Origin of the sequence: Thiorhodococcus minor, assembly GCF_010820565.1 — a bacterium.
GTDB classification, from domain to species: Bacteria; Pseudomonadota; Gammaproteobacteria; order Chromatiales; family Chromatiaceae; genus Thiorhodococcus; species Thiorhodococcus minor.
The window spans coordinates 19,210-40,459 of the sequence record NZ_JAAIJQ010000019.1 but is presented as its reverse complement, the minus strand read 5'-3'; the positions used below and the strand labels follow the sequence as shown (position 1 = coordinate 40,459).

The 21,250-nt window shown below is 66.1% G+C and carries 16 protein-coding genes and 1 tRNA gene; 13 read left to right on the top strand and 4 right to left on the bottom strand.

The genetic code is table 11. The annotated features are described in order from the left end of the window. The first annotated feature begins 30 nt into the window (after positions 1-30). Together pufB and pufA are read left to right on the top strand one after the other, a co-directional pair. Positions 31-171, top strand: coding sequence for a light-harvesting antenna LH1, beta subunit (gene pufB, locus G3446_RS08500; RefSeq protein WP_164452405.1), 141 nt, complete (start codon positions 31-33; stop codon positions 169-171). Between the two features lie 24 nt (positions 172-195). Then, entirely contained in the window at positions 196-345 is a 150-nt protein-coding gene (gene pufA, locus G3446_RS08495; RefSeq protein ID WP_164452404.1) for a light-harvesting antenna LH1, alpha subunit, read from the top strand. A gap of 420 nt (positions 346-765) precedes the next feature. On the opposite strand, the gene G3446_RS08490 is transcribed toward pufA, so the two are convergent. Next, positions 766-840 (bottom strand) — tRNA-Glu (locus G3446_RS08490). Between the two features lie 167 nt (positions 841-1,007). Between G3446_RS08490 and pcnB the strand changes: the two genes are divergently transcribed. From pcnB to panD, 4 genes are all read left to right on the top strand, one after another. Then, positions 1,008-2,363 carry a polynucleotide adenylyltransferase PcnB gene (pcnB, locus tag G3446_RS08485; protein ID WP_164452403.1) on the top strand — a complete coding sequence of 452 codons (1,356 nt, stop codon included), beginning with the start codon at positions 1,008-1,010 and terminating at the stop codon, positions 2,361-2,363. A gap of 198 nt (positions 2,364-2,561) precedes the next feature. Then, the gene (gene panB / locus G3446_RS08480) at positions 2,562-3,365 is read left to right on the top strand and encodes a 3-methyl-2-oxobutanoate hydroxymethyltransferase (protein ID WP_164452402.1); all 804 of its coding nucleotides are present in this window, start codon (positions 2,562-2,564) and stop codon (positions 3,363-3,365) included. Positions 3,366-3,527: 162 nt separating this feature from the next. Then, on the top strand, positions 3,528-4,391 hold the full coding sequence (gene panC / locus G3446_RS08475) for a pantoate--beta-alanine ligase (RefSeq protein WP_209262317.1): 864 nt from the start codon (positions 3,528-3,530) through the stop codon (positions 4,389-4,391). A 233-nt stretch (positions 4,392-4,624) separates the two neighbouring features. Next, positions 4,625-5,005: an aspartate 1-decarboxylase gene (gene panD / locus G3446_RS08470; RefSeq protein ID WP_164452400.1), complete on the top strand. Its 381-nt coding sequence runs from the start codon at positions 4,625-4,627 to the stop codon at positions 5,003-5,005. An 83-nt stretch (positions 5,006-5,088) separates the two neighbouring features. On the opposite strand, the gene glgA is transcribed toward panD, so the two are convergent. Then, the gene (glgA, locus tag G3446_RS08465; RefSeq protein WP_164452399.1) at positions 5,089-6,624 is read right to left on the bottom strand and encodes a glycogen synthase GlgA; all 1,536 of its coding nucleotides are present in this window, start codon (positions 6,622-6,624) and stop codon (positions 5,089-5,091) included. A gap of 114 nt (positions 6,625-6,738) precedes the next feature. On the opposite strand from glgA, the gene zwf reads away from it, so the two are divergent. The 6 genes from zwf to G3446_RS08440 all read left to right on the top strand — a co-directional run bounded on the left by zwf (position 6,739) and on the right by G3446_RS08440 (position 16,693). Beyond that, complete coding sequence (zwf, locus tag G3446_RS08460) at positions 6,739-8,208, top strand: glucose-6-phosphate dehydrogenase (protein ID WP_164452398.1); 1,470 nt, start codon at positions 6,739-6,741, stop codon at positions 8,206-8,208. Between the two features lie 125 nt (positions 8,209-8,333). After that, complete coding sequence (locus tag G3446_RS28950; RefSeq protein ID WP_342450069.1) at positions 8,334-8,618, top strand: Uma2 family endonuclease; 285 nt, start codon at positions 8,334-8,336, stop codon at positions 8,616-8,618. Next, positions 8,576-8,899, top strand: coding sequence for a Uma2 family endonuclease (locus G3446_RS28945; RefSeq protein WP_342450067.1), 324 nt, complete (start codon positions 8,576-8,578; stop codon positions 8,897-8,899). Before G3446_RS28950 ends, G3446_RS28945 begins: the two co-directional genes overlap by 43 nt. A gap of 185 nt (positions 8,900-9,084) precedes the next feature. After that, positions 9,085-10,731 (top strand): glucose-6-phosphate isomerase, encoded by a 1,647-nt coding sequence (gene pgi, locus G3446_RS08450; RefSeq protein WP_164452397.1) that lies wholly within the window; start codon positions 9,085-9,087, stop codon positions 10,729-10,731. Further along, positions 10,731-12,563: a hypothetical protein gene (locus tag G3446_RS08445; RefSeq protein WP_164452396.1), complete on the top strand. Its 1,833-nt coding sequence runs from the start codon at positions 10,731-10,733 to the stop codon at positions 12,561-12,563. Before pgi ends, G3446_RS08445 begins: the two co-directional genes overlap by 1 nt. Then, positions 12,560-16,693 (top strand): DEAD/DEAH box helicase, encoded by a 4,134-nt coding sequence (locus G3446_RS08440; protein WP_164452395.1) that lies wholly within the window; start codon positions 12,560-12,562, stop codon positions 16,691-16,693. The genes G3446_RS08445 and G3446_RS08440 overlap by 4 nt, the downstream gene beginning before the upstream one ends. Before the next feature lie 37 nt (positions 16,694-16,730). Here the strand turns inward: G3446_RS08440 and G3446_RS08435 are convergent, their stop codons facing one another. Further along, positions 16,731-17,492 carry a hypothetical protein gene (locus G3446_RS08435; protein WP_164452394.1) on the bottom strand — a complete coding sequence of 254 codons (762 nt, stop codon included), beginning with the start codon at positions 17,490-17,492 and terminating at the stop codon, positions 16,731-16,733. Positions 17,493-18,042: 550 nt separating this feature from the next. Here G3446_RS08435 and G3446_RS08430 point away from each other — a divergent pair. Continuing rightward, positions 18,043-18,993 (top strand): protochlorophyllide oxidoreductase, encoded by a 951-nt coding sequence (locus G3446_RS08430; protein ID WP_164452393.1) that lies wholly within the window; start codon positions 18,043-18,045, stop codon positions 18,991-18,993. Positions 18,994-19,074: 81 nt separating this feature from the next. On the opposite strand, the gene ilvA is transcribed toward G3446_RS08430, so the two are convergent. Then, on the bottom strand, positions 19,075-20,616 hold the full coding sequence (ilvA, locus tag G3446_RS08425; protein ID WP_164452392.1) for a threonine ammonia-lyase, biosynthetic: 1,542 nt from the start codon (positions 20,614-20,616) through the stop codon (positions 19,075-19,077). Positions 20,617-21,250: the final 634 nt, after the last annotated feature.

Here is a 21,250-nt window from a genome sequence, read left to right as displayed (position 1 = left end):
ACCGGTATCCCGAGCAAGGAGATCAAGTCAATGGCTGGACCCAGTCTTTCCGGGCTGACAGAGCAGCAGGCGAAAGAGTTTCACGAGCAGTTCAAGGTGACCTATACCGCGTTCGTCGGTCTGGCCGCCCTTGCCCACCTGCTCGTCATCGCCGCCAATCCCTGGTTCTAAACGGTCAACAAAGAGGACCTTCCCATGAGCAAGCCCAACAACCCAGCTGACGATTGGAAAATCTGGCTCGTCGTCAATCCTGCGACCTGGCTGATGCCGATCTTCTACGCGCTGCTGGTCCTGGCAATCGCGGTCCACGCTGTCGTGTTCGCGGTCGGTCTGGGCTGGCAGTAAGCAGCTCGCCTCACTCGTGCCTTGAGGTGTCCGGATCGAATCCGCTTCCCCGTTGGGGTCGCTGTGGAGCCGTGATCGCCTAGGTCTCGAGTGACGCATGCCGATTCAGTGCGGCGCTGGTAGCCATTGGCTGCCGGCGCCGTCTGCGTTTGGGGTTTCTGCTCGCCTAGTCTTCTGGCGGTTGTGGGCTGTGCTCGGGGCCTGGTCTGCCCTTCTCGGTGTTGATTATCGGAACGCCCAGTCGGTTGAGTGGGCGCCGCGCATTTCAGGCGCCGCTTCCGCCGAGCAAGCGCTTGGACCAAGCGATGATCGAGGCCGCCTTTTCGGGCGGTGAGCGCGCCCCTCGGCGATGATTGGCTATGCGGGCGGGCATGAAAAAGCGCCGTCACCGCGAGGGTGACAGCGCTCGATTCAAGGGTTTGGCGCTCTCTAGGGGATTCGAACCCCTGTTACCGGCGTGAGAGGCCAGCGTCCTAACCACTAGACGAAGAGAGCAGTAATGTCGTCAAGAATCGCGTATTATACGCATCAATTTCTGTTTCACAAGTGGTCGTGACCGGCGAATGACAGTCGGCTGTCCTAGGGGCTCGCGGGCGGGGGATCGCGCGGAGCCGGGTCATGGTGCCGCTTCAGCTTGTAGGGAATCTCCAACGAATACGGTCATGCAGGAATCCGGCCCCCTTTCCGGCAAGGCGCAGACGCCCAGCCCAGTCATCATTCCGCGTCCGGAGCACAATATTTCGCGGGCGAATATCAGTGAGAATGCGCTGAAGGTCCTCTACCGCCTCCGCCAGGAGAGCTTCAAGGCTCACCTGGTCGGCGGTGGCGTGCGGGATCTGCTGCTCGGGCATGAGCCCAAGGACTTCGACGTCGCAACCGATGCCACTCCGGAGCAGGTGCGTCAGGTCTTTCGCAACTGCCGGCTGATCGGTCGGCGGTTCAGGCTGGCGCACGTCCATTTCGGGCGCGACATCGTCGAGGTGGCGACCTTTCGGGGGAGCGGCGCGGACGATGAGCCGGCCGACCGTCTCCTCGAGAATGGGATGATCGTGCGCGACAACACCTATGGCACCATCGAGGAAGACGCGCTGCGGCGAGACTTCACGATCAATGCGCTCTACTACGACATCGCCGATTTCTCGCTGGTCGACTATGTCAACGGGCTCGAAGACATCAAGGCCGGACGCATTCGCCTGATCGGCGATCCCGAGCAGCGCTATCGCGAGGATCCGGTGCGCATGCTGCGGGCGGTGCGCTTCGCCTGCAAACTGGGCTTTACCGTCGAGCCCGCGACGGAGAAGCCGCTGTTCGATCTCGGCCCGCTCCTAGAGGATATTGCGGCGGCCCGCCTCTTCGACGAGCTGCTGAAGCTCTTCCATTCCGGTTATGGTCTGGAGGTGTTCGAGAAGCTGCGCCACTACGGGCTCTTCGGTCAGCTCTTTCCGGCGACAGAGGCCTGCCTCGCGCTGGAAGATCAGGCGTTCCCCATTACTTTCGTCAGTCGTGGCCTCGCCAATACGGACAAGCGCATTCAGGCATCCAAGCCGGTGACGCCCGCTTTTCTGTTCGCGGTCTTGTTGTGGGAGCCGGTGCGTCAGCGCTTCGAGCAGCTGATGGCGGAGGAGGGCTCGGCGCATGAGGCCATGCTGCTCGCGTCCGGCGAAGTTGCCTCTCGGCAGCAGTCGATCGTCGCGATTCCGAAACGCTTCGGGCTGCCGATGCGGGAGATTTGGTCGCTGCAGTCGCGTCTCGAGCAGCGTGAAGGCAAGCGCCCCTATCGCCTGATCACCCACCCGAGGTTTCGGGCCGCCTACGACTTCCTGCTCTTGCGGGCCGAGGCTGGCGAGGTCGATCCTGAGCTGGCGGAGTGGTGGACCAAGTTCCAGGACGCGAGCAGTCAAGAGCGTGCGAGCATGACCGATTCGGGGCGTCGTCGCCGTCGCCGTCCGCGTCGTCGGCGCAAGTCCGCTCAAGCCTCGGGTGAGGCGCCGGCCGAGCCGTCCGCGGGCTCTTCCTAGGCCGCTTTTCGCCCCTTGCTGGCGATCGGGACGGTCTGTCGCGTCCTTGCGCTGCCGCTAGCGTCGCAAAGGGCGCGGCGGCCTGGCGGCGACCGCTATCTTCGAGCTAACTTTCTCCCAGCAAGCCTTGGTGCCAGCAAGCCTTGCTCCCAGCTCGTTTTACTCCCAGCTAACTTTACTCCCTGATCGGAGCTTCCGATGTCTGTTGCACCCATATCCGTCGCGACCCTCGCTGCTATGAAGGGGCGTGGAGAGCGCATTGTTTCGCTGACTTGCTACGATGCGAGCTTCGCGCGCCTGCTCGATTCGGTGGGCGTCGATCTGATGCTGGTTGGAGATTCGCTCGGCATGGTCTTGCAGGGGCATCGAACCACGGTGCCCGTCGGCATGGATGACATGGTCTATCATACCGCCGCCGTCACGCGGGGTCGTGAGCGGGCACTGGTCGTTGCGGACCTGCCCTTTCTCTCCTATACCAGCCCTGAGCGCGCCCTGAACAGCGCGGCCCGCCTCATGCAAGAAGGCGGTGCCCAAGTCGTCAAGCTCGAGGGTGGCGCGCCGATGCTGGATATTGTGCGCCGGTTGACCGAGCAAGGCGTGCCCGTGTGCGCGCATCTGGGACTCCTGCCGCAATCCGTGAACCGCCTTGGCGGCTATCGTTTTCAAGGGCGCGACCAGGCATCCGCGGAGTCGATCCGCCGCGACGCCATCGCCATGCAGGATGCTGGGGCTAGTCTGCTGGTGCTGGAGTGTGTTCCGGCGGCCCTTGCGGCCGAGATCAGTCGCACGCTGTCGATTCCCGTGATCGGGATTGGCGCAGGCCCTGGCTGCGATGGTCAGGTCCTGGTCCTCTACGACATGCTCGGTCTCAACGCAGGGCGCGCGCCCTCCTTCAGTCGAGACTTTCTGGGGAGCTGCGGGTCCATCGAGTCCGCGGTGCGTGGCTATGTCGAAGCCGTCCGCAGTGGCGCCTTCCCCGCCGAGGCTGAGACGCCTTACTGAAGGCATGTCGTAGAGAGGCAGCGGCCGAGGCGTCGATGGCGGTGGATCCCTCGCCCCGATGCCTGTCGAGGCAGCGCCGTCGCAACGCCTTCTTCGACTGGCTGCGCGGCTGCCGATCGGCAATCTCGCTTCAAGAGACCAAGAGCTGAACGGACGATGGGAATGGATCAGGTAGAGCGTGTTGCGGCGCTGCGAGCCAGGGTTGCGCTCTGGCGGGCTGCGTCCGAGCGGGTGGCCTTGGTGCCAACCATGGGTAATCTCCATCAGGGCCATCTGACCCTGGTGCGCGAGGCGCGCGCGCGCGCGGAGCGGGTGGTGGTCAGTATCTTCGTGAACCCGCTGCAGTTCGGGCCGAGCGAGGATCTGAATGCCTATCCGCGCACGCTCGCGGAAGACATGCGGCAGCTCGAGGCCGAGGGCTGCGACCTGGTCTTCACGCCAACCCCCGAGGTCGTCTATCCGCGTGGCCAGGAGGGGCAGACGCGGGTCGAGGTGCCGGGAATCTCGGATATCCTCTGCGGCGCGAGCCGGCCGGGGCACTTCGTCGGGGTCGCGACCGTCGTTTGCAAGCTGCTCAACATGGTGCAGCCGGATGTTGCGCTATTCGGCGAGAAGGACTTTCAGCAGCTCATGGTGATTCGCCGGATGGTCGAGGATCTGGATATGCCCGTGCAGATCGTCGGTGTCCCGATCGTCCGCGAGGCGGACGGTCTGGCCATGAGCTCGCGCAATGGCTACCTCAAGCCGGAGGAGCGGGAGCGCGCGCCCGCCTTGTATCGCCTGCTGTGCCAGGCGGCGGATGCGCTCCGGGCGGGGCAGGCGGTGGATGCCGTGGAGGAGGCTGCGCGCGAGCGCCTTGCCGAGGCCGGCTTGCGGCCAGACTACGTCAGCGTTCGCTCTGCCGTCGATCTGCGTGTGCCCTGCCCGCAGGACGATCGGCTGGTCATCCTGGCTGCCGCTTATCTCGGGCGTGCGCGGCTCATCGACAACCTTCAGCTGAGGCGTCCTCTGGACTCCTTGGGCTGAGCTTAGTGAAGAGCGGCTCTGTTCGGAGGCGGGTGGTTGCGGCGCGATTAACAGTCTGAAAACCTGGTCGTTTCGCAGCGATCGGTCGGGTGGATGACCATTGCTGCGTCGATCAATAACCAAGTGCTGCGTTGCAGCAAAGGCTGCGGTAGACTAGCGGCAGTCGAAATGAAATAGTCTTCATAGATCCGTGTGAAGACGTGGCCCGAGTGGTCATAGAGAGGAACGAATCCATGCAACTGACCTTGCTGAAGTGCAAGCTGCATCGGGCGTGCGTGACGCATGCCGAAGTCGATTACGAGGGCTCCTGCGCCATCGACGAAGACCTGCTCGAGCTAGCGGGTATCCGTGAGTACGAGCAGATCCAGATCTATAACGTGACCAATGGGGAGCGCTTCACGACCTATGCGATTCGCGCCGCGGCAGGCTCTCGCGTGATCTCGGTGAATGGCGCCGCGGCTCACAAGGCCGCGCCCGGAGACCGCGTCATCATCTGCGCCTACGCGGGCATGAGCCAGGCCGAAGCGGACGCATTCAAGCCGACCTTGGTGTATCTGGACGAGCACAACCGCGTCATGCGCACGGGCGACGCCATTCCTGCTCAAGCGGCCTGACCGGCACTATCGCGTCCGTCTTCGAGCGCCGCCTAGCGGGGTCCCCGCTGGGCGGCGCTGCCGTTTCTGGGGTGGCGCCCGAGCTATGCCAGGGCGGTGGCGACCTCTGCGTGGCGGTCCGCGATGGCGTCCGCGTAGAGCTGGAGATACTGGCTCGCGCTGGCTTCCCAGCTGAAGTCCAGTGACATGCCGGTCGTCGCAAGACGGCGCCAAGCGTCCGGATGGTCGCGGTAGAGGCCCATGGCCTGACGGGCGGCTTGCAGCAGGGATTCCGGGCGCGGCTCGTCGAACAGGAAGCCCGTGGCGGTTCCGTTAGCGAGACGCTCGGGCGTGGCGTGCGTGACCGTATCGGCCAGTCCGCCGGTGCGGTGGACGATTGGCGGCGTGCCATAGCGCAGGCTGTAGATCTGATTCAGTCCGCAGGGCTCGAAGCGAGACGGCATGAGGAAGGCGTCGCTGCCGGCCTCGATACGGTGCGCCCGCTGCTCGTCGTAGCCGACGAAGACGCCGACCTGTCGGGGATGCTCCGCGGCGATCTTCACCAGCGCCTGCTCGGTCTTGCGGTCCCCGGAAGCCACCATCAAGAGCTGCACCCTGGGGTCTTGCAGCAGCTCCGGCAGCATGGCGAGGATCAGGTCCACCCCCTTCTGCTCCACCAGCCGACCGATATAGCCCAGCACGAAGGCGTCTTCGTTGCGCGGCAGGCCGAGCTCGAGCTGGATCTCGAGTTTATTTTCCGCCTTCAGCCCAAAGCTATCCGCATCGTATCTTTGCCGGATCAGAGGGTCCGACGCCGGGTCCCAGACCTGATAGTCGATGCCGTTCAAGATACCGCTGAAGCGTGTGCCGATCTGGCGGAGCAGGCCGTCGAGTCCGCAGCCGAAGCGGGGCGCGCGCACTTCGTTCGCGTAGGTCGGGCTGACGGTGTTGACGCGGTCGGAGAAGACGATGCCGCCCTTGATGAAGGACATGCGCTGATGGAACTCGATTCCCGCCAGACTCCAGAGCGACGGCGGCAGCTCCAGCCGATCGAATGTGGCCCTGTCGAACAGGCCCTGGTAAGCGAGGTTGTGGATGGTGAAGACCCGTGCCGGATGCTCCGGGAGCCCGTGCATGAGTGCTGGTGCCAGGCCGGTCTGCCAGTCGTTGCAGTGCAGGACGTCCGGCCGCCAGTCGGTTGCGGGCAGTCCGAGCGCAATCTGCACGATGACGCGGCAGAAGAGCATGAAGCGGTCCGCGTTGTCGCCCCAATCACGTCCCGTGAGGTCCGTATAGGGGTTGCCCTCGCGGGCGAAGTGCTCGGGGGCGTCGACCAGATACACGGGGAGGTCGTGGTCGGGGTGAAGCCCCTCGACGATGCCGACGTTGCCGCGGCAGCCTGGCACCTTCAGCTCGCACAGGGTCTTGGGCTGGCGCACCTGGCGCATCGCCACGGGGTAGCCGGGCAGAGCCAAGCGTGCGTCATGGCCGAGCTGACGCAGGGCGATGGGCAGGCTCGAGGCGACGTCGGCGAGGCCTCCGGTCTTGACGAGGGGATGCGCCTCGCTGCTGGCCAGGAGGACGCTCAGCGGGCTTGGCTCCTGGGCTGAATGCCCGGAGGTGGTGGATGACTGCTCCATCGATCGGGGGTCTCGAAATTCAGGCGGCTGGCCTGACGGGGATTCGGTTAGGGCACGGAAACACGTTTACAGTCCTCACGTTAGCATACTTGACCAGATTGGAGGTAACTGCGCATGAGCGAGCCTTGCTCCCTCATCATCTTCGGCGCGACCGGGAATTTGGCGACGCACAAGCTGCTCCCCGCGCTTTATCACATCGAGGCCGCCGGGCGGCTGGATCCGGGAAGCCGGATTTTGGGATTCGGTCGCCGCGACTGGTCCGACGCCGACTGGCAGGAGGCTGTGCGCGAGGTGCTGAGCGAGCGCATCGGGGGCCGAGTCGATGCGGAGGCGCTCGACCGACTCTTGAGCCGTCTGCGCTTTCTTGCCGGTGATTTGGAGCAGGCCGCCGACTTCGCCCGGCTCGCCGAGCGCCTGCGGGCCGATGACGACCTGCCGGACAATCTGGTGTTCTACCTCGCGGTCGCGCCCAAGCACTACGGGGACATCGTCGACAGGCTCGCCGCCAATGGCCTCAACGCGCAGGAAGCTGGCTGGTCGCGCCTCGTCGTGGAGAAGCCCTTCGGGTTCGACCTCGAGAGCGCCAGCATCCTCGACCAGCGGCTCCAGCGCTGCTTCACCGAGGACCAGATCTATCGTATCGACCACTATCTGGGGAAGAGCACCGTCCAGAACATCCTGGTCTTTCGCTTCGCCAACCTCATGCTGGAGCCGCTCTGGAACCGCAACTACATCGACCATGTGCAGATCTCGCATGCCGAGGCGCGCGGCATCGAGGAGCGGGCTGGCTTCTACGATGGGGTTGGCGCCATGCGCGACATGATCCAGAGTCATCTGCTGCAGATGCTCGCACTGGTCGCCATGGAGCCGCCGCCCAGCCTGGACGCAGAGGCGCTGCGCGACGAGAAGGTCAAGGTGCTGCGCTCCATTCGTCCGATTCCGCGCGAAGCCGTTCACGCCCAGGCCTTCCGCGCCCAGTACGGACCCGGCCGCTCCGGAGACGCCAAGCTGGCCGGCTACCTCGAGGAGCCAGGGGTCGGGCACAACAGCACGACCGAGACCTACGCCGCCCTCAAGCTGTACATCGACAACTGGCGCTGGCGCAACGTGCCTTTCTACCTCCGCACCGGCAAGCGGCTCGGTGAGACCAGGTCGCTGATCGCCATCCGCTTCAAGCATCCCCCTCAGCAGCTGTTCCGCTCCACGGCCATCGAGCAGCTCAAGCCGAACTGGCTCCTGCTCAACATCCAGCCCAACGAATGCATGCGGATCGAGATCCAGGTCAAGCAGCCGGGGCTCGAGATGCGTGCCCAGACCGAGCGTCTCGACGCCAGCAGCTGCACCCTGCCGCCCGAGCACATCGACGCCTACGAGGCGTTGATCCTCGACGTCATCGAGGGCGACCATACCCACTTCCTACGCTATGACGAGGTCGACTGGGCCTGGCGCGTGGTGGATCCCATCCTCAAGCTCTGGGCCACGGAGCGCGACTTCATCCATACCTATCCGGCCGGCTCCTGGGGTCCGGCCGAGGCGAGCCGGCTGTTCGATCGGGAGGATCAGGAGTGGCGGAACGCGATGTGACGGGGCGCTGGCGTCCGGCCGTCGGCACTTGGCCCTGTCCTGGGACTCTGTGGTGCTCGGCTGATGACGTCACATCAGCCATGCCCGTCGAGGGCAGGTCTTGGCTTTGCTCGAGGGGGTGACGCATGCATGGTCCCGCTCAGATTTCCCGGCCATCCGTCGACGACGATCTGGCCGCCGAGGACGGCGCCGACGTTCGTCACGCGTTCATCGACGGCGAGCTTTACGCCATGGCCGGAGCAAGCCGTTTTCATGGCTTGATCGTCGGCAATCTCTACGCGCATCTCAGGCCGCTCGTGCGCGGCACGCGCTACCAGCGCTTCGCCAACGACATGAATGTGCGGCTCAAGGTAAGGTGCGGCTCAAGGTGGCCCAGCAGGACATCTTCTACGACCCGGACCTGCGGTTGAGCTGCGATCCGGACGACCGCGAGACCGACGACTGCTCCAGGCCCTGCCTGCTCGTCGAGGTGCTCTCCAGCTCGACCGCCCGCATCGACCGGGCTGAGAAGTGCTTCGCCTATCAGACCATCGCCAGCCTGCAGGAGTATCTGGTCGTCGAGCAGGACGCGCGCGCCGTCGAGGTCCCCATCGCGCCCGCGGCTGGTCCGCCGAGCGCATCACCCAGGGGAGCCTGCGCCTCGATTGTCTCGATGTCGCCGTGCCGCTCGACCTCGTCCACGAAGACGTAGGATTCGAGCCTTAGGCGTGCTCTGAAACTGCGGGTCGGCTAGGGCGGCTTGGCTGCCTTTCCCCAAGGATCGCGGCCCCTCGCTCGGACGGCGCGCCCATCGCCCTCGTTTGCCGACTGTGGTCCAATGCGTGCCCAGCTCAGTATCCCACGCATAGCCTTACGTATAGAGGAGATCCAGGCACCATGTCACTCGTGAGCCAGATGCCGCAATGGCAGTCGTTGCACGCGCACTGGGACGAAATGAAGGCCGCTCGCATGACGGACCTCTTCGCCGCCGATCCTGATCGTGCCCAGGCGATGAGCCTGTCCGCGGCAGGGCTCTACCTCGACTACTCCAAGAACATCCTGACCCGGGACACCCTCGCCAAGCTGGCCGCGCTGGCCGAGGCGGTGGACCTCGAGGGCTGGACCAAGCGCATGTTCGAGGGCGAGCCGATCAACAACACCGAGGGGCGGGCCGTGCTGCACATCGCGCTGCGCAACCGCTCCAACCGCCCGATCCTGGTCGACGGTCAGGATGTCATGCCCGAGGTCAACGCCGTGCTCGCCCGCATCGAGGCCTTCGTCGGCCGCGTGCGCTCGGGCGAGTGGACCGGACACACCGGCAAGCGCATCACGGACGTGGTGAACATCGGTATCGGCGGCTCCAATCTCGGTCCCAAGATGATCTGCGCCGCCCTGGCGCCCTACCAGAGCGAGAGCCTGCGTGTCCACTTCGTCTCCAACGTCGACGGCACCCACTTGGTCGAGACGGTGCGCCAGCTCGACCCGGAGACGACGCTCTTCATCGTCGCTTCCAAGACCTTTACGACCCAGGAGACCATGACCAATGCGTCGAGCGCCCGGGACTGGCTGCTGACCGCGCTCGACGATCCCGCCGCCGTCGCCAGGCATTTCGTCGCCGTCTCCACCAACGCCGAGAAGGTGGCCGCCTTTGGTATCGACACGGCCAACATGTTCGGCTTCTGGGACTGGGTCGGCGGGCGCTACTCGCTGTGGTCGGCGATTGGACTTCCGATCGCGCTCGCCGTGGGTTTCGATCACTTCGCGGAGCTGCTGGAAGGCGCGCATGCCATGGACGAGCACTTCCGCACCGCCGAGCTGGCGGAGAATATGCCGGCGCTGCTCGGGCTGATCGGCGTCTGGTACGCCAACTTCGCCGGCGCGCGCACCCATGCCGTGCTGCCCTACGACCAGTCGCTGCGCTTCCTGCCGGCCTATCTCCAGCAGGGCGACATGGAGAGCAACGGCAAGGGCGTGACGCGCGAGGGCATGACCGTCGAGTACTGCACGGGTCCCGTCGTCTGGGGCGAGCCCGGCACCGACGGGCAGCATGCCTTCTACCAGCTTATCCACCAGGGCACGCAGATGATCCCCGCCGACTTCATCGGCGCCGTCCACAGCCACAACGAGCTGGGCGATCATCACCCCAAGTTCATGGCCAACTTCTTCGCCCAGACCGAGGCCCTGATGCGCGGACGGAAGTACGATGAGGCCCTCGCCGAGATGCTGGATGCCGGCATGTCCGAGGAGCAGGCGCGCTTCCTCGCGCATCACCGCACCTTCCCGGGAAACCGCCCGACCAACAGCATCCTCATGGAGCGCCTGACCCCGCGGACCCTGGGCGCCCTCATCGCGCTCTACGAGCACCGCATCTTCACCCAGGGCGTGGTCTGGGGCATCAACTCCTTCGACCAATGGGGTGTCGAGCTCGGGAAGAAGCTCGCCAACGTCATCCTCGCCGAGATCCACAGCGGCAAGGTGACGGGCGATCACGATGGCTCGACGCGTGCCCTATTGGAGCGGTTCATCCGGCAGCGCAAGCGGTAATGGACTGGAGGCCGAATCTGCGCGACGCGCTCGAGCGGCTGACCGTCGATCAGCTCAAGGAGCGTCTGAAGCTGGTCCCGACCGACCGGCGTCCGAGCCGCAAGGGCGACTTGGTCGGCCTCATCGCGCACGTCCTGCTTGAAGAGGATCTGGGGCCGATCTGGGGGCGTCTGAGCGACCTCGATCTCAAGGCGCTCTCCGAGGCGGTGCATGCCTGGTCGGGGCGTTTCGACCGTGCGCGATTCAAGGTCAAGTACGGGGCCTTGCCCGCTCACTACGCGCGGGATCCTTACCGCTATGGCTATGGCGGCAGGGCGGGCGAGACGAAGCTGAGCTATCTGCCCCTGTTCTTCTACCAAGACGAGATTCCGCCCGATCTGCGCGCGCGGCTCGCCTCTGCGCTCCTGCCTCCCGAGGCCAACTGCATCGAGACGACGCCGCCCGAGGCCCTGCCGGAAGTCTTCGTGCCCGAGGATGCGGACCCCGAAGGCTACCCGGTCTGGCGTCACAGCACCGAGCCCTTGGTGCGGCAGGATCTGCCCGCGCTGCTCAGGCTGATCGAGGCCGGCCGCGTCAGCGTCGGTCCCAAGACAGGCGTCGCCAGTGCGGCCTCGGTCAAGGCGATCGAGGGGCTGCTGGTCGGCGGTGACTGGTACCGGCCGGAGGACGACCTCGGGCTGGAGCGCTGGGCAGGCGGGCCGATCCGCCCCATCAAGCCCTATGCCTGGCCGCTGCTGCTGCAGATCGGCGGGCTGGCCAAGGTGGACGGCAGCAAGCTGGCGCTGACGCCGAAAGGCCGCAAGGCGCTGGGCGAGCCCCTGGAGTCGACCGTCAAGCTGCTGTTCGAGCGCTGGCAGACCAAGGGCAAGCCGGACGAGCTGCGCCGCGTCGATCTCATCAAGGGGCAGACCAGCAAGGGTGCGCAGCTCACGGCCGTCGCCGGACGGCGTCAGGCCATTGCCGACATGCTCGAGATCTGCCCGCAGGGCGAGTGGATCGCTGTCGATCACTTCTTCCGCTACATGCAGCTGGAAGGCGACGATTTCGAGGTGACCAACAACCCCTGGAAGCTCTACTTCGCCGAGGCCAACTACGGCAGCCTGGGCTACGAGGGCTGCGCGAGCTTCGAGATCCTGCAGGCCAGGTATGCGCTCGCCTACCTCTTCGAGTACCTGGCCACGCTCGGCATCATCGATGTCGTCTATACGCTGCCTTACCATGTCCGTGGCGGCTATAGCGGCTGCTGGGGCACGGACGAGCTGGCCTTTCTGAGCCGCTATGACGGCCTGCTCTATCTGCGGCTCAACGCGCTGGGGGCCTACTGTCTCGGACTGACGGATACCTATGTCCCCGTGGTGGAGACGGTGCCTCCTTTGCTCGAGGCGCGCCCCGACGGCAGTCTCGCGCAGCTGCGCGCGCCTATGGCCGCCGAGCAGCTCCTGCTGGAGCAATACGCCGAGGCCCAGCCCGACGGCCGTTGGCGGCTGCGGCTGGACGCGGCCATGACCTCGGCGGCGCGCGCCGACGAGCGTGCGCGGCTGCGCGATTTCCTGGAGCAATCCCTGGATGGCGAGCTGCCGGCGCCATTGACGCGCTTCCTGGCCGAGGCCGAGGAGCGTGCGACGGCCCTACGCGACGAGGGTTCGGCTAGGCTCTTCGCCTGCCGGGATGCCGCCTTCGCCGCCATGCTGAGCACGGACCCGGTGACGGCTCCCCATTGTCTGCGCGCCGGCGAGCGCCTCATCGTCGTGCCCCAGGCCAAGCTCAATGCCTTTCACAAGGCCCTCGCGAAACTGGGCTACGCCATGCCCGAGATTCTGACTGCCTCATGAGCCCCACAAACGATTGCTACGAAACGCTGGGCGCCGACGAGCGGCGCATCCTTCAAGTCCTGTCCGTCGTCTACGAGCCGATCAAGCAGACGCTTCTGCAGCAGGTCCTGAAGATCCTGGATTGGCGCGACGAGAACGGCCGGCCGCTCGCGGAGCTGATGGCGAAGCCGCTGCGCGAGCGTCTGCTCGGCCTGGGCTGCCTGGTCGAGGGCAAGCATGGCCTCTCCTGTCCCCCCAAGCTGGCCGAGCCGCTCACCCGCGAGACCGTCAAGGAAGGGCACTTCGAGCAGATTGTCAGTGCCGCGGAGCAGGTCGTCAGCAGCGTCCCGAACCTCGGCTGGCAGGAGACTCAGGTCCATCGCTCGACACGGCGACTGCGCAATGCCCTCTACGCCGGACGCGAGGAGGAGGTGCTGCGCATGCTCGGCATGGGCTCGCTCAAGCCGGGCGCCCCCGTCCGGTTCCGGTCCGTCGAGCCCCTGAGCCAGATCTGCCTCAGGTCGCCGGATGACGGCTGGCTCGCGACCCTGACGCCACGGCTGCGTGTCTTGGCGCTGGGGCCTGCGCTGGTGGAGGCCGGGTATCAGCTCAGGTTCGATCCCGAGCTGGTCGAGCTTGCGCCCCGGATGCTGACGCCCCTGCTCGACGATGAGCCCGAGGCAGCCGTCATGCTCGCCGAGCGCTACCTGCTCGAGGGGCGTCCGGATCAGGCGGCGCCCATCCTGTCGGGGCGGGTGTCGCCAGAGACCCTGCCCTTGATCGGCTGGCTGCATTTCATCCAGGGTCGCTACGAGGAGGCGCTCGGGGTCTTCGACCTGCACCTGACCACCCAGCGGCGGCAGACGCGCAAGCGCAACCTCTACATCCAGGGCCTGGCCGGTGTCTTTCATCTCCTCGCGCTCCTGCGGCGGGGCACGGCCGAGGACTTCCAGACCATCGAGCGCCAGGTCAACATTGCCCTACGGGCGCCCGTGACGGATCGTCTCGAGTCCTTGTTCCGTATCCTGAGCGAGCTCACCGGCATCTTGAGCGGGCGGCTGCGCTTCTACGAGGCGGTTTGGATGCGAGGTCACCGCTCTGTCGGGCGTCCCTACGAGCTGCTGTTCCAAGCCCTTGCGCTGCATTGGCTCGGCGAGCGGCCGGAGGCGGCCATGGTGGACGAGCTGGCGACCCAGCACTTTGCCGCCATCGGGGCCGGCGCCTCTTGGTACGCCTGGGCGAGCCTGGATGTGCTGCATGCGCTGGGTCGCGAGATCGACCGGGAGGGGCTGCCTCCGCGCCCGGAAGACGTGCCGAGTCTCGCTGGGCTGCTCGTGCCCAAGTCGACATGGGAGATCGCCCTGGAGGCGCTGAAGGGGCTCGGCTCGGGCGACGAGGGCAGGGCGAGCGTGGAGCCCGAGGCGGACCGCCGCATGGCCTGGGTGCTGAGTCTCTACGGGGGCGAGGGCCAGCTCGAGCCGCGCGAGCAGAAGCGCACCAAGCGCGGCGGCTGGACCCAGGGGCGGCCGGTGGCGCTGGCACGCCTGGTCGAGTCGCCGGAGGAATTCGACTATCTGACGGACGAGGACAAGCGCATTCTCGCGGCCATCACCCAGGAGCGCGAGCAGAGCTGGTATGGCAATTATGGTCGCGTCTACTACCGTCTCGACGGCGAGCGTGCCCTGCTCGCCGCCGTCGGGCATCCGCGGGTCTTCCGTCCGGGTGTCATGGACGCGCCGCTCGAGCTGGTCCCGGCTGGGCCAGTGCTCGAGGTGGTCAAGCGCAAGAGCGACATCCTGGTGCGGCTCAATCCCTTCCCGCCGGAGGCATCGGACCTCCTGATCGAGAACGTCGGTCCGCACCGCTTGCGGCTGGTGCGCTTCGACGCCTCGCACCGGCGGATCGCCAAGCTGGTCGGCTTCGATGGGCTGAAGGTGCCGCCGAGCGGCAAGGACAAGGTCCTGGAGAGCATCGCGGCCGTTGCGCCCTTGCTCACGGTGCATTCCGCCATCGGCGGTACCGAGCACCTCGCCGAGGCCGTGGAGCCCGATGTCCGCCCCTATGTGCACCTCAGTCCGGTCGACGAGGGGCTGACCCTCGAGCTCTTCATGCAGCCCTTGGGCGACAAGGGACCGAGGCTGCAGCCTGGGCAGGGGATGGCCAACCTCTTCGGCGAGGTCGATGGGCGCGCGGTGCAGACGACGCGCGACCTGGTCGGTGAGCGGCGCGCGGCCAAGGCCGTGCTCGACGCCTGTCCGGCTCTGGCTGGCCAGGATGGCTGGGCCTGGACGCTGGAGACCAGCGAGGAGGCGCTGACCGCCCTGGAGCAGCTGCATGCGCTCGGTGATGCCGTGGTGCTGCAATGGCCCGAGGGCAAGCGTATCGGGCTGAGCCAGACGGCGCAGCTCGGAAGCATGCGGGTCAGCGTCGGCAAGCAGCGCGACTGGCTCGGCCTGGACGGTGAGCTTGGCCTGGATGACGGGCGCGTGCTGGGCATGAAGCAGCTGCTGGAGCTGGTGCAGGCCTCTCCCGGGCGCTTCATCAAGCTGGGTGAGCGCGAGTTCGTCGCCCTGAGCGAGGAGCTGCGCCGGCGCCTGGACAATCTCGCGGGGCTGACCGAGCGAGGCCGTTTCCATCCCTTGGCCGCGGCGGCGATCGACGAGAGCCTGAATGGCATGGAGGTCAAGCGCAGCGCCCAATGGGAGGCCACGCTGAAGCGTCTGGAAGAGGTCCGCGAGCTGGAGCCCGAGCTGCCGTCGACCTTGCAGGCCGAGCTGCGCGACTACCAGCTGGAGGGCTTTCGCTGGCTGGCGCGGCTCGCCCACTGGGGTGCCGGCGCCTGCCTGGCCGACGACATGGGCCTCGGCAAGACCCTGCAGGCGCTCGCGGTCATCCTCTCACGTGCGCCCGAGGGTCCGACGCTGGTCCTGGCGCCCATGTCCGTCTGCGCCAACTGGGTGGCTGAGGCCAGCCGCTTCGCGCCGACGCTGCGTCCGCAGCGCTTCGGCGGCGGGGATCGCGAGCGGATGCTGAAGGATGCTGGCCCCTTCGATCTTATCGTCAGCAGCTACGGCCTGCTCCAGACCGAGGGCGAGCGGCTTGCCGGGGTGCGCTGGGCGACCGTGGTCGCCGACGAGGCGCAGGCCTTCAAGAATGCGACCACCAAGCGCTCCCAGGCGATCATGAAGCTGGATGCCGGCTTCCGCATGATCACCACGGGCACCCCGATCGAGAACCACCTCGGTGAGCTGTGGAACCTGTTCCGCTTCATCAATCCGGGTCTGCTCGGCTCGCTCGAGACCTTCAACGAGCGCTTCGCCATCCCCATCGAGCAGCACAAGAGCTCGGCCGCGCGCAAGCGGCTGCGCCAGCTGCTGCGGCCCTTCATCCTGCGCCGCCTCAAGAGCGAGGTGCTGAGCGAGCTGCCGCCGCGCACCGAGATCACCCTGGAGCTCGAGCTGGGCTCGGCCGAGAGTGCGCTCTACGAGGCGCTGCGGCGCCAGGCCATGGAGCGGCTCGAGAGCGCCGAGGACAGCCCGGGGCAGAGGCGCATGCAGCTCCTCGCCGAGATCATGAAGCTGCGCCGCGCCTGCTGCCATCCCAAGCTGGTGCTGCCCGACAGCGAGCTGGCCAGCGCCAAGCTCGACGCCTTCGGCGACATCCTCGACGAGCTGCTGGACAACCGCCACAAGGCGCTGGTATTCAGCCAGTTCGTCGATCATCTGAGCCTGATCCGCGCCTACCTCGATGGGCGCGGCATCAGTTATCAGTATCTCGACGGCTCCACCTCGGAGAAGAAGCGCAAGGACGCCGTCGCGGCCTTCCAAGCGGGGGAGGGCGACCTCTTCCTCATCAGCCTGCGCGCCGGCGGCTCGGGTCTCAATCTCACCGCCGCGGATTATGTGATCCACATGGATCCCTGGTGGAATCCGGCGGTGGAGGACCAGGCCAGCGATCGCGCCCATCGCATCGGCCAGGAGCGCCCGGTGACCATCTATCGGCTGGTGACCAAGGGCACCATCGAGCAGAAGATCCTCGACCTCCACGCGGCCAAGCGCGATCTCGCCGACGACCTCCTGGAAGGCGCGGGCGAGGGCGGACGTCTTGGCTACGAAGAGATGCTGGCCCTGATCCAGGATTCGGCCGGCTGAGGGGCTCGGCCATGCGGGGCGCATGGCCTTTCGCTGGCTAGGTGGCTGGCTTCGGCGTGAAGAGAAAGAGACAGCTCTCGCCCGCGGACCCGTTGCGGCATTGGCTGCCCACGAATAGAGAGGCCAAGCCGTAGACGCGCAGCAGCCCGGCGATGGTGCCCTTGAGGAAGTCGCAGGTCTCTTCGCGGTGGCCCTGGCCCTTGAGGTCGATCCGGTTGTCGCTGATCCTCATGGTGCGGTCTTCCAGTCGCAAGGTCGCCATGGGCGAGAGCCCGGGGATAAGCAGCTCGGTCATGGAGTCCGCCAGCTTGGTGGGCGGCTTCTTGGGGTCGATCTGACGAGCGAGATGGCTTCCGAAGCCAAGGCCGAGCTCGAGCGCGCGCTCGCGTCGGGTCTCCGGCGGGATGGCTGACAGGATCTCGTTGAAGCGTCCGTCGAGTCTCGGGTAGCGGCTGAGCAGCGAGAAGATGAGCATCCGATCCCGGATGGCGGGGTCGCCCGACTCCGGGACGAAGGCCGGCACTTTATCTTGCGGCGCGCCAGGATCCGGAGGCGGCTCGGTCTGCTGCTCCGGCTCCCGCATCAGGCTGATGATGCCTGCGACCTCCGAGACCTGATTCCAGATCGTCTCGTCCGGAACATCGGCGCCCTGGACCTCGAGCACCATGTAGCGGTTGCCATCCGCGGCCTCCTTGAAGCTCCTCTTGGTCGTCAGCATCCCGATCTGCTTCAAGCGTTGGACCGTCCGTAGCTGAATGCCGGCTGCGGAGGAAATATGAAAGACCAGCTCGCGTTTCAAAACCAAGTCCTCTTCTTTTTTTGATGCCCGATGCCTTGGGCGGGCGGCGCTCGACCTTGTACTCATGACGTCGGCGACGAAACGCCCGACGTCGCGATGCTCCGGAAACGGCGTGCGCGCCGGCTCGAGGGGCGTTACCGACTGCGGGTTGAGCTGAGATAAAGCCGAGCTGCAACAGAGTCGAGCCGAGACAGACGCCAGCGATGCAGGGAAGGTGGCCCCATCCCCGCGAAATCCGTCGGCTCGGCGCGCCAGCGCTCGTCTTGCTCGATCGCTTCCTCGAGCCTGTGAGTGCCGACGCCTAGCATGGATACTATCCATTCAGGCATCCGTAAGAATGCGCACTGGGTCCGATTTCGGAGCGCCGGTGCGATCGGCACGCGAGCGCATGGGGCTGCCGGGTCGGCGCACTGGCGCTATGAGGCTCCGTCGGAGATATTCTGGCGGCGGCTCGGTTGTTGCCGAGCGCCCCGAGGGCTCGCGGTCCGCTTTGCAGCTCTGGCTCCGCGCCGCTATAGTCCGCGGCCACAAGGGGTATTGCGAGGTTGAGATGACTGACGATAGTGCGCAGGGGCCTGAATCCGAAATCTGGGAGCGGCACGAGAAGCTCTTCCTCGATCGCTTGGACGCATGTCTGGCTTGCGATGATTTCACCGAGTGCGGTGCCTTTCGCCACACCCCGGATAAGTTCATCCGGAGCCGCGCGCGGATCTATCAAGGCGAGAAGCTCGACCGGGTGATGATCAACAGGTACTCCTTGCGTCGGGGGCGGGCCGGGCTGGTCATCTTCGCCTATCCACGGCCGCAGTACGCGATTCCTTCCTTTCTGCTCCACGTGGGCGGTCATCCCCCCGACAAGACCTTGCTCACGCTCGACCTGGCTCCGTGCTCGCCGGAGATGGACCTGTCGGCGTTCGCCTCAGTTGCGCAGACGCATCGGCGCGCCATGGATCTACCTGAGAGCGGACTCGAGTGGCTGGCCTCCGTGACCTCGCCCTATCTCATGCACTGCGCCTTCAAGCGGATCGAGCCCGAGCGCTTCTACGGCGCGCTCGAGGCGGTCATCGAGACATGGCGCGACGCCTATATCGCGCCGGCCGAGCGCGACGACGATGCGGCTGTGGTCCAGGCGCGGCGCGACAGTCTGCTCGAGCTGAAGAAGGTCGTCTTCCGTAACGATCCGGCCTTTCCCGTCTTCACGCGCGCCTTCGGGAGGTCCATGTCCGACGTCCTTGCGGAGGCCGCCTTCGGTGGCGATCCTGCGCTCTCCATCGCGGAGGCGACCGAGCCCCCTCCAGCTCCAGGAAGCTGGGCCAACAAGAAGCTCGGCGTCGGGTGGCATGCGGACGCCCAGGACCGGGTTCACGAGGCACCGGCCTTCCTGCGCCCAATGATCCGGCGGATCATCGAGAAGGAGGCGGCCAAGGCGGGCGCGGCCATGGTCTCCATGGACCTGGTGCTCAAGTGCGAGAAGAAGTATCGCGGGAATATGGAGCTGTGATCTCGGGGAGAGCCGCCAGCGGCCAGCCGCCAGCCCGCGTGCTTGGCTGTCGCTCCGGAGCCTGATCGGCGCGCCCTGCCGTCAGGCTTCGGCCAGCTTCGGGCGCGCGACGCCGGCGAAGATCTCGTAGGCCGGGTTGTCGCTCTCGTCCCAGTAGGGATAGCCAAGCTGGTCGAGCGAGCGGTGGAAGTCGTCTTGCTCCGCCTCCGGGATCTGCGCCCCCATGAGGACGCGGCCATAGGCGGCACCATGGTTGCGGTAGTGGAAGAGGCTGATGTTCCAGCGCTTGCCGAGCGCGGTGAGGAAATTCAGCAGTGCGCCGGGGCGCTCGGGGAACTCGAAGCGCACCAGGGTCTCTTGCTCGAGGCCGAGGGCATGGCCGCCGACCATGAAGCGGATGTGCTGCTTGGCGGTCTCGTTGTCCGTCATGTCGAGCACCTTGAAGTCCTTGCCGCGCAGCCGGGCGATCAGCTCGGCGCGCTCCTCGTTGCCCTTGGCGAGCTCGATGCCCACGAAGACCTGGGCGCGTCGGGCGTCGGAGTAGCGGTAGTTGAACTCCGTGATCTGGCGCTTGCCCAGCGTCTTGCAGAAGGAGAGAAAGCTCCCTGGCCGCTCCGGGATCTCCACCGCGAGCAGTGCCTCGCGATGCTCGCCCAGCTCGGCGCGCTCGGCGACATGGCGCAGCCGGTCGAAGTTGATGTTGGCGCCGCTCTCGATGGCGACCAGATGGGCGCCGCGCGTGCCTGTCTTCTCGACCCAGCGCTTGAGTCCGGCGACGGCGAGGGCGCCGGCGGGCTCGGCAATGCCCCGGGTGTCGTCGAAGATGTCCTTGATGGCGGCGCAGATCTCGTCCGTGCTCACCAGTACGACGTCGTCCACACGAGCGCGCGCGACCCTGAAGGTCTCCTCGCCGATGATCTTGACCGCGACGCCGTCCGCGAAGAGACCCACCTGAGGCAGGGTCACCCGCTCGCCGGCGGCGAGGGCCGCGTGGAGCGTCGGCGCCTCCTCGGGCTCGACGCCGATGATCCGCACTTCCGGATAGAGCCACTTCACATAGGCCGCGATGCCGGCGATGAGTCCGCCGCCGCCGACGGGGACGAAGATGGCATAGGGCGGGCGCGGGTGCTGGCGCAGGATCTCCATCCCAATGGTGCCCTGGCCCGCGATCACGTCCGGATCGTCGAAGGGATGGACGAAGGTCAGGCCCCTTTGCTCGACCAGCTGCATCGCGTGGCCGTAGGCCTCGTCATAGGAATCTCCGTAGAGCACCACCTTGCCGCCGTGGGCCCGCACCGAGCGGACCTTGATGCCAGGCGTGGTGCGCGGCATCACGATGGTTGCCTGAATGCCGAGTCGGCTGGCGCCGAGCGCGACGCCTTGCGCGTGGTTACCGGCGCTTGCGGCGATCACGCCGCGCTCGCGGGCCAGTGCGCCAAGGTGGATGAGCTTGTTGTAGGCGCCGCGCAGTTTGAAAGAGAAGACCGGCTGCAGATCCTCGCGCTTGAGAAAGACCTCATTGCCCAAACGGCTAGAGAGCTGGGGGGCGCGGGTCAGCGGCGTCTCCTTGGCCACGTCGTAGACGCGCGCCTTGAGGATGCGCTCGATGTAGGAATCTGGCATGGGGAATCTCAGGTGCGGCTTGGTGTCCAGTTATGGTACAGGAATCGCTTTAGGCGGAGGCTGAGTGCCGCCAGGGATAGCTTCCGTGCGCCGGGCTGATGAGCCTAGAAAGAGCCACCAGCGGCCAGCTTAAAGGTTTCTTTTGGGGGCTGCTTTCAGGTCTTTTCCGAGTCATCCAGCGCGTGAGCGGCTGGCCGGTCAGAAAATCGGCGTCGATCATCGTTTCGGCCGGTTGTCTCCCGTCGGGTGGACAAGCGCAGCGCAGTCCACCAACGCCGGCGCGGGATTCGGTGGACTTCGCTCGCGCTCGTCCACCCTACCGGCCCGGCTGATGACCAAGGCCAGAAAATCCGGCAAGGGTATGATTTTCCTCCGCTGGCCGCTGGTAGCTGACTGCTCCAAATTGGGATGAATGCTTTTCGCCGATGCGCGGTGCGAGCCGATTCGGTATTTCGCTTGTCCAACCCAATCGGGCAAGGGTGTGCTCCCGCGGCCTGGAGACCGCACCTATAAGCCGCAAGCGGTTGTCTCGGTTTCTCGACGCTTCCCGTGATCGCTCGACAGCGGACCCGCCGCTCAGGCACGGCCTTCGATTCCACCGACACGGGCTTGCTCGGTGCGCGCGTCGCCCTAA